Origin of the sequence: Schlesneria sp. (assembly GCF_036405755.1) — a bacterium.
GTDB classification, from domain to species: domain Bacteria; phylum Planctomycetota; class Planctomycetia; order Planctomycetales; family Planctomycetaceae; genus Schlesneria; species Schlesneria sphaerica.
Genome location: NZ_DASWWZ010000236.1, coordinates 26,057 through 40,269, shown reverse-complemented (window position 1 = coordinate 40,269; position 14,213 = coordinate 26,057). Strand labels below are relative to the sequence as shown.

Genomic DNA, 14,213 nt, shown 5'->3' with positions numbered 1-14,213 from the left:
TCGCGATTGCCACACGAAATCGACGCCGGTTGTCGAAGGGTCGACCGTCGTCACAACTTGCTCACGAGACAATTCGGAAGTCTCACGATGGCGGCACAGGCTCCCCGTCCCTCGTCACCGGGATGCCAGGTTGCGTTGCAACTCCTCTCGTCCAGGCATGATACACTCGTCGCTTCGGCACGCGCGGACGATGGCCGTCCGTTCCTCGGAGACGTGCCGACCTGAGTCCGGCTGAATTTTTTGCAGGAATCAACGTGATACAATTCCGCGGCACACGGTTTGTCGCGAATGCGACTCGCAGCTTCGTTCCTGCCTCCGTCACGTTTCCCACTGGGGGTCTGAGGGGGATCTGCTACTGTTCGAGCGACTCCATTCCAGAACGTTCGCGGACTTCAGAGGGAATTTCGTCAGATGGCTGCTGAGTCGCTCGGTCGAGCGTTGGTCCACCGCAATTACCGCCTCTTCCTGCTCGGTCAGGGAATCTCGCTGATCGGGACATGGATGCAGCAGGTGGCGTTGTCGTGGATGCTGTATCGACTTACGGATTCGCCCGCGCTCCTGGGGATGATCAGCTTTACCACCCAGATTCCCAGCCTCATTCTGTCGCCGCTCGCCGGTGTCGCGGCCGATCGCTGGAATCGTCATCGCGCTTTGCTCGTGACACAGGTGCTGGCCATGATTCAGGCGACGCTGGTCGTCATCGTGGTTTATTCCGGGGGAGATCTCGTCTGGAAACTGGTCGGCCTGGGCTTCCTGCTGGGCGTGATCAATGCCTTTGATATGCCGTTGCGGCAATCGTTTCTGGTCGAAATGGTCCCTGACCGACAGCATCTCTCCAACGCGATCGCCTTGAATTCGTCAATCGTCAACGGGGCGCGCCTGGTCGGGCCGTCGCTGGCCGGACTGATCATCGCCGCCTGGGGAGAATCTGTCTGCTTTCTGCTGAATGCCGTCAGCTACGTCGCGGTCCTGGGGGCGCTGCTGGCAATGCGCGACTTGCCGATACGCCAGCACATTCATCATGGTTCGGCTCTGGAGAGGCTGCACGCCGGCATGTCCTATGCCTTCCGGTTTGCCCCGTTGCGCGTGCTGCTGATGCTGCTGGCGGTCGTCAGTTTCATGGCCATGTCGACCAGCGTGCTGATTCCGGTTTTCGCCCGAGATATCCTGCAGGGGGGAGCACGAACGCAAGGATTTCTCATGGGCGCCAACGGGATTGGTGCCTTGGCAGCCGCGCTTTACCTGGCGTCACGAAAGTCGGTGCTCGGACTGGGGCGTGCCATCCTGCTGGCCACGGTCTGTTACGGTGTCAGCCAGATCGCATTCTCGTTTTCGGATCGGCTGCCACTGTCGCTTCCCATCATGGCGCTCTCTGGCTTTTGCATGATGCTGCAGATGGCCTCGACGAACACGCTGATTCAGACCATCACGGAAGAAGACAAGCGAGGCCGGGTGATGAGCCTGTACGCGATGGCCTTCACCGGTGTCGCTCCGCTGGGAAGCCTGTTCGGAGGAGCCATGGCCGCTCAAATCGGTGCCCCCGCCACGGTCCGGCTGTGCGGAACATGCTGTATTGCGGCCGGCATCGCCTTCGGACTGCAGATTCCTCGCATGAGAAAGCTGGTTCGCCCTATTTACGAAGCGGCAGGAATCCTGCCGAAACCCGTCTCTGCCATCACCCCCATCGAAAGTTGATCGGCGAGGTACCGGGGCCAACACGCGCCAGGTTCCGTCACGAGTGCAAAGACGGAGCTTCGCGACGGCGGGTCTGGAGAAGAGATTCACCTTTCCCGGGACGTTTTCTTCTCCCGGTCTTCCCCAAAAATCCGCTCGAGCGAACGAATACCCGGCAATTCCGTTTCCGGGACAAGCACTATTCGCATGTTCAGATTCGATTTCTGATCAGACGCTGCAACCTGCCGCAGTGCCGGGACCGACGGGGACAACGGAACAGCGCCCATTTGCGGGCCGCGTCCCCTCGGCAACACATAAATCGAGTCAATTATGTGACGACGCCGTGATCATTGCCCTGCCATTGCTCGCAAAATGACAGGACGACACCACACGAGCACAATTCAACATCGATCGATACGAGTGAGTGACGTATTCAGCAGCGTTTGTGTGTGGGAGCCCCCGGGGTGGCCCCCTCTCTGCTTCGGAAAGTACAGATTTACACGAGATTGGTTGGTTTGCCTAAATGCTGCCGGTTATTATGCTAAGAAAGCGATCGAGGTCGTGTTTAATCCTGCGTTTTCCACCCACCGGGTGGTGCTGAAGCGTGTTTGACTCGATCGCCATGACTATCCCGCCTGGAATACCGCATCGACCAACCTGCCCAGATTTCGCCTCGCTTGCGAACCATCCTCATACGACTTCCTACCCGGAGAACCCGCTTGTGGAACCTTCTTCGTCTTTGCCGCCCGATCAGCCCACAGCTCGAAGAAACTTTCTGGCAGTCGCCGGCTCGCTCGTCGCGGGGGCCATTGTCAGTCTGACACCGCTCATGGCGGGGCTGGCCTTCTTCCTCGACCCGGTTCTCCGCAAGAAAGAGACGTTCAAAGGGGGAGACGCGGACGGCTTCCTGCCGGTCACCACTCTGAGCGAACTTCCTGACGACGGAACTCCGCTGCGGTTCGCTCTGCTGGCAGATAAAGTCGATGCCTGGAATCAGTTCAAGAATCAATCGATCGGCACGGTCTACCTGCGGAAGTTCGAAGGCAATCAGGTCATTGCTTTTAACGACACCTGTCCGCACCTGGGATGTAAGGTGGATTACCAGGAAGCGAGCCAGACGTTTCTGTGTCCTTGTCACGCCAGCGCCTTCAAACTCGATGGCGAGCGGATGAACCATATTCCTCCTCGAAATCTGGACACCCTGGAAGTCAAAACGGATTCGAACGGAAAAGTCTGGGTCAAGTACCAGGACTTTCAGTGCGGTGTTGAGAAGAAGGGGGCCGTCTAATTATGAATTCTCTACTCGACTGGCTGGACGTTCGCACGGGTTACAAAGCTCTTGTTCACGAAGCGTTGAACGAACCGATTCCGGGCGGAGCGAAATGGAAGTACGTCTGGGGCAGCACCCTGACCTTCGTCTTCGCGGTCCAGGTAATCACCGGCTTCTTCCTGTGGAGCGCTTACAGCCCCAGCACCCTGACCGCCTGGGAAAGTGTTTACTACATTCAGCATGTCATGAGCTTTGGCTGGCTGGTCCGCGGCATCCACCACTTCGCTGCACAGGCCATGATGGTGCTGCTCGGTCTGCACTTTATGCAGGTCGTCATTGCAGGGGCCTACCGGGCTCCGCGGGAAGTTAACTTCTGGCTGGGACTGGTCCTGCTGCAGATTGTGCTGGGTCTTTCGCTGACCGGATACCTGCTGCCATGGGACCAGAAGGGCTATTACGCCACGAAGGTCGCCACCAACATCGTCGGCGTAACCCCCGTCATCGGCCCTCAACTGCAGCAGATCGCTCAGGGGGGAACGACGTACGGCCATCACACACTGACCCGCTTCTTCGCTCTGCACGCAGGGGTCCTGCCCGCATTGCTGGTCGGATTCCTTGCTCTGCACATCTACGTTTTCCGCCGACATGGCATCACGGTTTCCGAAGCCGATCAGAAAAAGCCGATTGGCAAGTTCTGGCCTGATCAGGTTCTGATGGACGCCGTGGCCTGTCTGGGAGTGCTGGCGACGATCCTCTTCTTCACCGTCTGGAAGGGTGCAGAATTGACGGGGCCTGCGGACGCTTCCGAAGCCTATTCGGCAGCCCGTCCCGAATGGTACTTCCTGTTCCTGTTCCGGTTCCTGAAGTTTGAAGAAGTCGACAAACTCGGGCTGGTCTTCGGAGCGCTCTACGTCCCCGGAGCGATCATGGGCGTCATCGCTTTGATGCCCTTCATCGGTAAATGGAAACTGGGCCACCGGTTCAACATCGCCTTTACCTTCGCACTTCTTGCCGGAGCGGCGTTCCTGACCGCCATCGCACTGAAGGAAGACAGCGCTGACAAGAACTATCAGGCAGCCGTCCATATGGCCGAATTCGAGGGCCATCGCGCGGTCGAGCTGGCCCGGGAATTCGGGATTCCTTCGACGGGAGCCCTGAGTCTCCTGAAGGAAGATGCCCTGATCCAGGGACCGAAGCTGTTCGCTCGCCACTGTGCCAGTTGCCATCGCTACAACGGACACAATGGGCTCGATCAGGTTCCGATGCGCGAAGTCGAAGAGAACGGTGAAAAGAAGCAGGTCGAGGAACTGGCCACCGCGGCAGACCTGGGTGAGTTCGGTTCACGCAACTGGATCACGAAGGTCCTCACCGACTACCACACCACATTTGCCCCCTTGAAGAACTCGGGTGAACGGGGCGAACGATTCCTCCAGGGCGAAATGGCCGAATGGGTCAAGGATAATGCCGAGACACTGAAGAAACCCGAGAACGCCGACTCCCTGAAGAGTCTGGTCGAATTTCTGGTTGCGGAAGGGGGCCGGGAAGAACTGCAGCCATTCGACCCCGCGCTGGTCGAAGCCGGAAAGGCAATCTTCAAGTCGGGTCAACTCGCGAACGGTTCGTTCACCTCGAACTGTGCGGACTGTCACACGCTCGCCTCCGTCGGTGAAGGGGCCGGTCCCGGATATCCGACTCTGACAGGCTACGCCGGCAAGGTCTGGCTCACCGAGTTCATCAAGAACCCTGCCCATGACGGGTTCTACGGTTCCGAGCGAAACCTGATGCCCGGCTTTGAAGGGAAGATCAGCGACAAGGAACTGAAGTTGCTTGTTGACTGGATGGTGGGAGATTACTTTCGTAAGAAGTAAAGCCCCTTGAATTCAACACCACGTGGCGGGTCATCGCCCGCCACGCTGTTGAATCGTACTCCTGAGGAAGCAGGGACGGGCCGGCTGGCACTTCCCCTGATCTCACTACGATGACAATCAGTACGCTGCCGCTGAGCTATTGCACCAACGTCCATCCCGGTCGGACCGTTGCGGAAGTCGAAGATGGACTCGACCAGTTCACTCTGCCCATCCGGGAGAACTATGGCTCGGACCTCGCGGCAGGTCTCTGGCTGGCCGCGAGCGTCATCCGCGAACTGAATGCATCGCCGGACGAAGCGAAGAAGTTCGCCGAACGGCTGCATCTGCGGGGCCTCAGTTGCTACACGCTCAATGCCTTTCCGTATGGCGATTTTCACTCTGCCCGAGTCAAGGAAAACGTCTACCTGCCCGACTGGACGCAACCAGATCGACTGGAGTACACGGTTGGTTGTGCCCGACTGCTGGCCGCACTGCTGCCCCGGGGGGTCGAGGGGAGCATCTCGACCGTTCCGCTTGGATTCAAACCGTTCGAGCACCCGGCAGACTTCGCAGACCGTTGTGCCGACCAGCTCATCGAACTCGCACACAGTCTGAACCGGGTCTGGAGCGAAACCGGAGGCATGATTCGTCTGGCCATCGAACCAGAACCATTCTGCGTCCTCGAAACGACCAGCGAGACGATTGAGTTTTTTGACCGGCTCCGCAGCCGTGCGGCGGACTCTGGAGCACTCGAAGTCGTCGAAAAACATCTGGGTGTCTGCTACGACGTCTGCCATCAGGCCGTCGAATTTGAAGACATCGCCGCGTCGATCCGCGCGCTGACCGCTGCGGGGATCCGCATCAATAAACTGCACATCACGTGTGCTGTCGAAGTGCTTAACCCGGCGAGCAACCCCGAGGCGCTCGTCGCCCTTTCGCGGTATGTCGAGCCCCGTTATCTCCATCAGACCTTCGCCCGGACGTCCAGCGGATCGATCGCCAGGTACGTCGATCTGGATGAGCAGATGACGCAGCAGCCAAGTCCGGAATTTCGAGACGCGGAGATGTGGCGAGTCCACTTTCACGTCCCCGTCGACGCGGAACAACTCGGTCCGCTGGGAACGACCCGTAATGAACTGAAGACGGCCCTGTCGATCATCCCGGAACTCGACTACGCCCCGCACCTCGAGGTGGAAACCTACACCTGGGAAGTTCTGCCGGACGGGGGCAAGCCGAATCTGATCGAAGGATTCTCTCGAGAACTGCTCGCCACGAAGGCGTTACTTGAGTCCTGACCCGTTGCGACAGAGTTCGGTTGAGCCAGAGCATCCACGTCAACCATCAGGCACTGCGAACGAGCGTCGAATAGCTCGTGCGGCGACCGAATTAAAGCGATCACCCCTGCCTCCACCAACTCGCGGTCGAGGAAAGCAGGGGCGAGGAAACTTCTCTGTCGATCGAAGTTCTGTCCCGGGCTGGTCCCGGACTACTTCTGTTTGCTCTCTTGAGCGGGCTTCTCGGGGAAGTCGCCAGCGATGGCGTTGACGAGCTGTTCGGGATTCACATGCCGACGGAGTGCTGCGACGACCGCATCGGCGGTGAGTTGGCTGACGCGGGATTCCAACTTGGCCTGGTACTCCAAAGTTCTTCCGACGAACAGCGCATTGGCCAGGATCGACGCTAGTTTGCCGTCTTCACCCCGGTCGGCTTCCTGACCCTTGATCCAGCCCTGCTGCGATTCCGCGAGCTCTTCTTCTTTGAGCCCCTCTTTCAGCAGAATTTCAATCTCTTCTTTGGCGAGTGCCACCACCTTCTCGACATTCTCCGGATTGCAGATTGCGTAGATCGAGAATGTCGAACGGGGGTCGAGCGAGTGCGAGCGGAATGACGAACCCACGCCGTACGAGAGTCCTTCCTTCTCACGGATGCGGCCCATCAGACGTGATGCGAAGCCGCTGCCACCGAGGATCTCGTTGCCGACCACCAGAGCAGGATAGTCGGGATGATCGTCCCGCAGTGCCAGCAGCAGGCCTGCGAAGTACATCGCATTGGCCTTGTCCGGGGTTTCAATGCGAATCGTTTCTGGCTTGGGGGGATTCTCGGCAGACCGGCTGATTCGCTCGTAGGGGCTCTTCGACTTCCAGTCTTTCAAAGCGTTCTGCAGGGCGGCAACTGTCTCAGCCTCGTCAAAGTCACCGACGATCGCCAGTTCACCCGCCTGGGCCGACAGAAAGTCTTCGTAAAGTTTCTTCAGGCTGGCCAGTTCCAATCCCTGAATCTGTTTCAGTTCGTCTGACAGATTGGGTTGATACCGCACGTCACCGACCGGATAGGAATTCAGCTTCTGCGAGACCGCCCGGGGGGCCAGCGCCTGCGGCTGCGTCATTTGTTCTTCCAGTTCGGCAGCACGGCGCTGCTTCAGAATGTCCAGTTCATCCTGGGGAAAAGCGGGCTCGCGCAGAATCTGTCGCAAGACATCAATCACTTCGCTCAGGTGTTCGCGTTTCGACTGAATGACGAAGGCCGCCTCGCCGGGTCCACCGGACGCATGCAGCGTACTCTGCAATTCGTCCAGCTTGTCAGCCAGTTGCTCACTGTTCAGGTGGCGTGTCGCCCGGGCCATCAGACTCGGCAGAACGTCGCAGACGGGGGCTTTCCCGAACAACGACTTTGCCGAACCGTATCGAAGTCGTAACTGCAGCGAGACGGTTCCCCCGCGATTCTTTTTAGACAGCAGGGCCACTTTCACCCCTTCGATCTGCGACCGCTTCACGCGGGCTTCGATCGCGGCGGGAGAAGGATCAAAAGCCTCGCCGGTCGAGAAATCGGATCGGCCCTTGTAGTTTTCGACCAGTTTCCTGACGTCGGGCACAGCGGCAATCGGAGTCCGCTGTGGCTGCTGGCTGGGGATATACATCCCTACCGTCCGGTTGTTCGGCACCAGGTACTTCCGCGCGACTCGATTCACATCGTCGACGGTGACATCCTCAAGCCGATCCCGGTTAAGGAAGAACAGTCGCCAGTCACCGGCGGCAGCCGACTCGGCCAGTTCGATGAGCAATTTCGGTGTCTCTGCGGCGAGCTGGTCGAGATACTTGCGGAACTGCCGTTTCGCCCGTACCAGTTCGACTTCCGTGATTCCATCTTTCACGACTTCATTGATCGCCTCGAGCATGTCTTCGGCGACGCTGTCAGGTTCGTTCCCCTGAGCCACTTCGGCCGAAATGAAGATCGCACCGGGATCGTGCAGAGCATAGGCCATCCCCTGAACCTTGGCCGCACGGCGACGTTCGACAAGGGCCTTGTAGAGACGACCTGTTTTATCAGCGGTAAGGATCGCCTCCAGCAGTGCGACTGCGGGGAACTCGGCATCGGCGGCAGCAGGAATGTGATAGGCGACCCCCACGACAGCAACATTTCCCACACGCCGCAGCGTGACGAGGCGTTCTCCATCCTGAGCCGGTTCTTCAGTATAGGTGGCACGAATCGGTTCCGCAGGACGCTCGATCGGACCGAAGTGCTTCTGCACGAGTTCCAGCGTTTTGGCTTCGTCCAGGCGACCACCGATAAACAGGATGACGTTATCCGGGCGATAGTATTTCTTATAGAAGGCTCGGAGATTATCGACGGGAACCCGCTCGATATCTGCCCGATTACCGATCGTCGATTTACCGTAGTTGTGCCACTCAAAGGCAGACGCGAATACGCGTTGTTCGAGAATCGACTTGGGGCTATTTTCCCCCATCTCGAACTCATTCCGCACGACGGTCATTTCGCTGGTCAGATCCGCCGCGTTGATCGGGCAATTGATCAGTCGATCGGCTTCATATTCGATCGCCCATTCGAGATTGTCGTCACCCGCAGGAAGTGTCTCGTAGTAGTTCGTCCGATCGAACCACGTCGTTCCATTGTAGTCGGCGCCGCGCGACTGCAGATCCTGATCCGGTCGCGGGTGCTTGCTGGTCGGCTTGAACAGCATGTGCTCCAGCAGGTGAGCCATCCCCGCTTCGCCGTATCCTTCGTGCCGTGAACCGACAAGGACCGTCATGTTGACGGTGATCTTGTCATTGGACGGCTCGGGAAAGATGACCACTCGCAGGCCGTTGTCGAGCTGATATTCTGTCAACCCTTCGACCGAGCCGATCTTGCGAGGCTCCGCAGCCGCGACCAGATTCATCCCCAGACAGCAGAGGGCCAGACCAGCCACGATCCGTCGAATTAGCATTACCTGCACTCCTGCTTTGCAGCAAATCTACATCCGTTGAAAAAGAGGGACCGACACAGGCTACCCGCCAGAACGGGATTCCTCCAGAGAATCAGGGGGAATACTGTATGTCCGATATTGAGACATTCACCGAATCAAGCTAACTTCACTGATCGCTTGAGAGGAGGGGTTCCGCACCGCCTATAGCCGGTCTTGAGCTGTTGGGTTGCTGACAAGGAAGTCGAGTGTTTCTGACGCGCTCTATTCGACGCAAACTGGTGATCGTGCTGTCGCTCGTATTCGCCATGCTACTCTTCCTGTCCGTGGCAGGTCTGTCGGCACTGTATGCTTACTGGAGTCTCGTTGACGATTTGCAGTTTTCCCGCGAAAAAGAACCTCAACAGACGGCTCTGGCGGCCGCACTGCAAGGCCTCGCCGAACCCCTGATCATTCGCCTGCCCGAGCGAGTCAATCCGCTTCAGATCCCGATGCGGCCTGGAGTCTATACCGTTGTCGAAACGTTCAACGGCCCCCTGTGGGAGGAACGACGGCATAAGGCTCGTGAGGAATACAAAGAGTTCTATCGACGCTGTTCGGATCTTTCCAAGTCGGATGCCCGCATCCGGAATTTTTTCACTCAGCCCACGCTGTACCAGATTAATGACAAGTTGATCTCCCTCGAAAAGAACAGCCAGTCCGTGGACAACCCGGATTCGCGTCTCCACCAGCAACTGCTGTTGACGGTGATGGATCTTCAGTCACTGGCACTCCAGATCCCCGACCTGGAAAGCGGCATCGAAAAAACCATTCAAGCCTCTCAAAATGAGCTTACCTGGCGTTTCTGGCTGATCGGCTGCCCGACGGCGATCGTCGTCGCGTTGTTCTTCAGCCTGATCTACTTCTGCTATCGCTGGATTCTGATTCCGATCCGGAAACTGCACGAGGCCGCTTCCCGCGTTGCCAATGGCGATTATTCCTATCGCCTGAAGCTGCGCGGCAAGGACGAAATGGTCGAACTGGCCGAAATGTTTAACAAGATGACGGATCGCTTCCAAACGGATAAGGACAAACTGGCTCTGGAAGTGGAACAGCGCAGTCGCCAGATCCTGCGGAACGAGCGTCTGGCCGGGATCGGCTTCTTCGCCTCGGGAATCTCGCACGAAATTAACAACCCGCTACAGGCGATCGGAGCGGCGGCAGAATCGTTGACGGATCGCATCCGGGATGGCTCCCTGGGAGGCCAGATGCCCCCCGAGGATCGTGAATTACTCTCGACCTATCTCGGGATGATCGAACGGGAATCGACGCGCTGTCAGCAGATCACGTCACGCGTCCTCGATTTCGCCCGCGGCACCAATGGACCGAAATCACGGCAGGACCTGACCAAAATCGTCAATGAAGTTCTGGACATGGTGTCGCACATGAGCAAGTTCGACAACTACGTCATCAACTTCGATCGCGGCAAGTCGCACCTGCTGGATATCAATCCCGCCGAAATGAAACAGGTCGTACTGAACCTGATTGCCAACGGCCTCGAAGCCATGGAAGGTTCGGGAACGATGACAATTGAAATTGTCGAACTGGTCGATGAGGTAGTACTGTCCATCGCCGATCAGGGATGCGGAATGACCGCCGAGATGATCGCGAACCTTTACGAACCCTTCTTCACCGAAAAGTCGAATGGAAAAGGGACCGGTCTGGGCCTTTCGATCACGCATCGCATCGTCAGGGACCATGGGGGACGCATCGAAGCCACCAGCGAAGGACGAGGGCTGGGAAGCACGTTCCGTGTCCATCTGCCCCGCTGTGCCAAGGGGGCCCAGATCTCTGCGGCGTGATCTCTGCTGTGTGCAACAAGCTGCTGACCCGGCAGTCGGACTGAAGCTCAGCGAAATCGAAACGCCGGAACTGGCCTGTCCGATTGTCTGTGCCGATGAACCGCCTCGTCGATCGCGGCTCAATCTGGTCAGAACCCTCCTGCAATCAATCTCCAGCCGTCTGGCTTCTTCCGACCAAAGCACCTAATCTTGGTGCGAAGGCCTGCATCACGATGAGTGCCTCTCGAAGAGAGAAACTCGTCTGTGGCACGCCGGGTGGCACAGACAACACTGAGATGCCGTCCCCTGATCGACTTCTCCTCGTTCCCGAAGAAAACAGTCTGATGTCTCGCGAAGATCAACTTTCCTCATACGACTATCCTTTGCCCGAGGAATTGATCGCGAAAGTCCCGCTGGAATCGCGCGATGCATCTCGCTTGATGGTGCTTGACCGTCGTCAAGGTTCGATTGATCATCGAACGATCCGGGACCTGCCCGAACTGCTGAAGACAGGCGATGCTCTGGTACTGAACAATACCCGCGTCCTTCCGGCCCGACTGTTCGGCCTGCGGACGGCGACAGGGGGAAAGTGGGAAGGCCTCTATCTGGGCTCAACGGCCAACGGGCTGTGGCGACTGATTGGTCAGACACGCGGCTACCTGAGAACGGGTGAAACAGTCACGATCACCAATCCCGTGGGCGAAAAGCTGCTGCTGAAGCTGATCGAGAAAGAAGCGGACGGCGTCTGCCAGTTCGAAGCGTCAACAGGCTGTGCCATCGAATCGCTGCCACGTTTCGGCACTGTTCCACTCCCCCCCTATATGGATCGCAAGGTCGCCACCGAGGCAGACTGGGAACGCTACCAGACGACGTTTGCTCAGCATCCCGGTTCTGTCGCCGCACCCACGGCCGGACTTCACTTCACCCCGGAACTCCTGGATCGCTGTCAGCAAAAGGGGATTCGCCGTGCAGAAGTCACACTGCACGTCGGTATCGGAACATTCCGTCCGGTCTCGGTCGAAAACCTGGCAGAACATCGGATGCACTCGGAATGGTGCGAACTCCCTGCAAGTACGGCAGAGCGACTCACCAGCGTCCGGGCCGAAGGGGGTCGCATCGTGGCTGTGGGGACGACCAGCCTGCGGACACTCGAATCGGCCTGCCATGCGCGAGGACCAGAGCATCCTCCCGCGTTTCACGAATGGCGAGGAGAAACGAATCTGTTTATTCGCCCTCCCTACACGTTCTTCTCGACCGACGTGCTGCTGACGAACTTCCACTTACCCAAATCGACCCTGCTGATGCTGATCGCCGCCTTCGGCGGGTTCGATTTCGTCATGGAAGCTTACCGGGTCGCGATTGCGGAGAGATACCGCTTCTTCAGTTATGGCGACGCGATGTTGATCCTCTGAGTTTCTCTTCTCCGTCCCGATGCGGTACGGATTGACCGAACCCCGCCGCTCCTCCCCTGCGCCCCGACGTTCCCGTGCGGTGCGTCCGCTGACTCGCTCACGTTGTCACGCGGCGTGTGAATCGTCGCTTCGAGTCCGATGCGGGCGAACAGTGGTCACGGGGAAGAGCCCGCCCGTCATGTCACGACCATACCAAGCCCTCATCGAAGCGGCCTCGGACGATTCCATTGCGTCAAAACCATTATGGCATGATACTGCCTTTCAACGTCATGATCGTGCCTTTTGGGAGAATCGCCATGCGAGCTCGGGCAGGTGTCCTTTTGCTGTCTTTATTGGTTCTGGGAACATGGACTGAGGGTGCCGAGGAGGCCTTGCCGCTGATTAAGCCGGAAGTGGCACGGCAGCATGTGGGGAAGAGGGTAGCCGTCGTGTTTGAAGTCAAGGGGGCGAAGCACTCCGAGAAACGGAAGACAGCCTACCTCGACTCCACCGACAATTTCCGTGACGAGGCCAACCTGGGGATCGCCATCTCGGAGCGTGGTATCAACGACCTGAAGCAAAAGCGTCAGGTCGATTTGCCGGCAGAGTACTACCGTGGCAAGTCCATTCGCGTCCAGGGCGAGGTGGTCATCGAAGAAGACCGCGTCTACATCAAGGTCGACGACGCCGATCAGCTCGATCTTGCCAAGTGATGCCCGGACGCAATCTCGCTGGCCTGCACTCGAACGAGTCACTCATCTCCCCTTGTTTCAAGGGAACCGGCGAATCACCTCAAGATTCGACCCAGAGAGCTCACAGACAACCGTCGCGAACACGAACGCAGCTTCTGCACGCAATTCAGGTCGCCACAATCAAGGAAACCAGGTGAACTCGTCCCCCCGTCGTGCCTTCACATTGATCGAGCTGCTGGTCGTGATCGCTATTATCGCGATCCTGATTGCCCTGTTACTCCCTGCAGTCCAGCAGGCGCGAGAAGCAGCGCGGCGGGCTCAATGCAAGAATCAGTTGAAGCAGATCGGGCTGGCCATCCACAACTATGAAAGTTCCCACCTCTGCTTTCCGCCGGGCCAGATCCGAATCCCGTTCTCATCGCAACCTCGCGTGCGAGGCTGGTCGATGTTCGTCCAGCTTCTTCCCTACTTTGATCAGGCACCGCTCTATAACGACTGGAACTTTGCGAATCCTCTTGAAAACGAGGCCGAGGAAAACACGGCGGTTGTCCTTCCCGTACTTGTGTGTCCTTCCGCCACCATCAGCCAGAACCCGTACACCAAGCCAAGTGGTTCGCGCTATGCCCTGACGAGTTACGGTGGAAACGGGGGAACTCAGTCACATCCCCCGGCCGCAACTCGGGGAGACGGCATGTTCGCGGGATGCGGCCCATTGATTACCACGCCGATGACTGTCCAGCACGAAGTGGTGCGGATCCGGGATGCGACCGATGGCACGTCGAGCACCCTGCTGCTGGGGGAACGGAGTCATGCGGATCGAAACTACGACTCGTTCTTCGCCAATGGCTTCGCGACGAACCCCATGAACGGCTGGGGATTCTGGGCACCCTCAGGCGGGCAACTCGGTTTGACAGACGTCACACTCAGCAGTTTTGCGCCGGTCAACTACCGCATCCCGTTCGACTTCACGAACCGCCCCGGCAGCATCAGCAGTGCTGCCACATTCGATGCATCGCTGGAGTCCATTCAGCGACTCAACGCGTTCGGCAGTCAGCATACGGGGGGAGCTCATGTGGCCCTCGTCGACGGCAGCGTCCGCTTCCTGAGCGAGAATATCGACATGGAAGTGCTGAAACATCTTTCCACTCGCGCGGGCGGCGAAATCGTCGGAGAGTTTTAGCAATGTCAGCACAAAGGTGACTGATCTACGGGTCACGATTTCACTCTTGCAGAGTCAACTCGGAACCACCGCCTGACCCAGCCAGCAGTCTACCGGCGGCCCGTTCCTCGCGGACAACCAAAGTGCTCTCGCAGGCGA

9 protein-coding genes are annotated in these 14,213 nt (G+C 58.2%); 8 read left to right on the top strand and 1 reads right to left on the bottom strand.

The window, feature by feature from the left end; genetic code table 11:
• Nucleotides 1-411 precede the first annotated feature (411 nt).
• The 4 genes from VGE80_RS08385 to eboE all read left to right on the top strand — a co-directional run bounded on the left by VGE80_RS08385 (nt 412) and on the right by eboE (nt 6,086).
• Entirely contained in the window at nt 412-1,695 is a 1,284-nt protein-coding gene (locus VGE80_RS08385) for an MFS transporter (RefSeq protein WP_373649601.1), read from the top strand.
• A 700-nt stretch (nt 1,696-2,395) separates the two neighbouring features.
• Nucleotides 2,396-2,962 carry a ubiquinol-cytochrome c reductase iron-sulfur subunit gene (locus tag VGE80_RS08380; protein WP_373649600.1) on the top strand — a complete coding sequence of 189 codons (567 nt, stop codon included), beginning with the start codon at nt 2,396-2,398 and terminating at the stop codon, nt 2,960-2,962.
• A 2-nt stretch (nt 2,963-2,964) separates the two neighbouring features.
• Nucleotides 2,965-4,812 (top strand): cytochrome b N-terminal domain-containing protein, encoded by a 1,848-nt coding sequence (locus VGE80_RS08375; protein WP_373649599.1) that lies wholly within the window; start codon nt 2,965-2,967, stop codon nt 4,810-4,812.
• A 110-nt stretch (nt 4,813-4,922) separates the two neighbouring features.
• Entirely contained in the window at nt 4,923-6,086 is a 1,164-nt protein-coding gene (eboE, locus tag VGE80_RS08370; protein WP_373649598.1) for a metabolite traffic protein EboE, read from the top strand.
• Between the two features lie 191 nt (nt 6,087-6,277).
• On the opposite strand, the gene VGE80_RS08365 is transcribed toward eboE, so the two are convergent.
• Nucleotides 6,278-9,016: a M16 family metallopeptidase gene (locus tag VGE80_RS08365; RefSeq protein ID WP_440592331.1), complete on the bottom strand. Its 2,739-nt coding sequence runs from the start codon at nt 9,014-9,016 to the stop codon at nt 6,278-6,280.
• 224 nt (nt 9,017-9,240) lie between these two features.
• Here VGE80_RS08365 and VGE80_RS08360 point away from each other — a divergent pair, with 224 nt between their 5' ends.
• The 4 genes from VGE80_RS08360 (at nt 9,241) to VGE80_RS08345 (ending at nt 14,075) form a co-directional block, all read left to right on the top strand.
• Nucleotides 9,241-10,833 (top strand): sensor histidine kinase, encoded by a 1,593-nt coding sequence (locus tag VGE80_RS08360; RefSeq protein ID WP_440592330.1) that lies wholly within the window; start codon nt 9,241-9,243, stop codon nt 10,831-10,833.
• 323 nt (nt 10,834-11,156) lie between these two features.
• A complete protein-coding gene (queA, locus tag VGE80_RS08355) occupies nt 11,157-12,224 on the top strand; it encodes a tRNA preQ1(34) S-adenosylmethionine ribosyltransferase-isomerase QueA (RefSeq protein WP_440592329.1) in 1,068 nt (355 codons plus the stop codon).
• A 296-nt stretch (nt 12,225-12,520) separates the two neighbouring features.
• Complete coding sequence (locus VGE80_RS08350; protein WP_440592328.1) at nt 12,521-12,916, top strand: hypothetical protein; 396 nt, start codon at nt 12,521-12,523, stop codon at nt 12,914-12,916.
• 172 nt (nt 12,917-13,088) lie between these two features.
• A complete protein-coding gene (locus tag VGE80_RS08345; RefSeq protein ID WP_440592327.1) occupies nt 13,089-14,075 on the top strand; it encodes a DUF1559 domain-containing protein in 987 nt (328 codons plus the stop codon).
• The last annotated feature ends 138 nt before the right edge of the window (nt 14,076-14,213 follow it).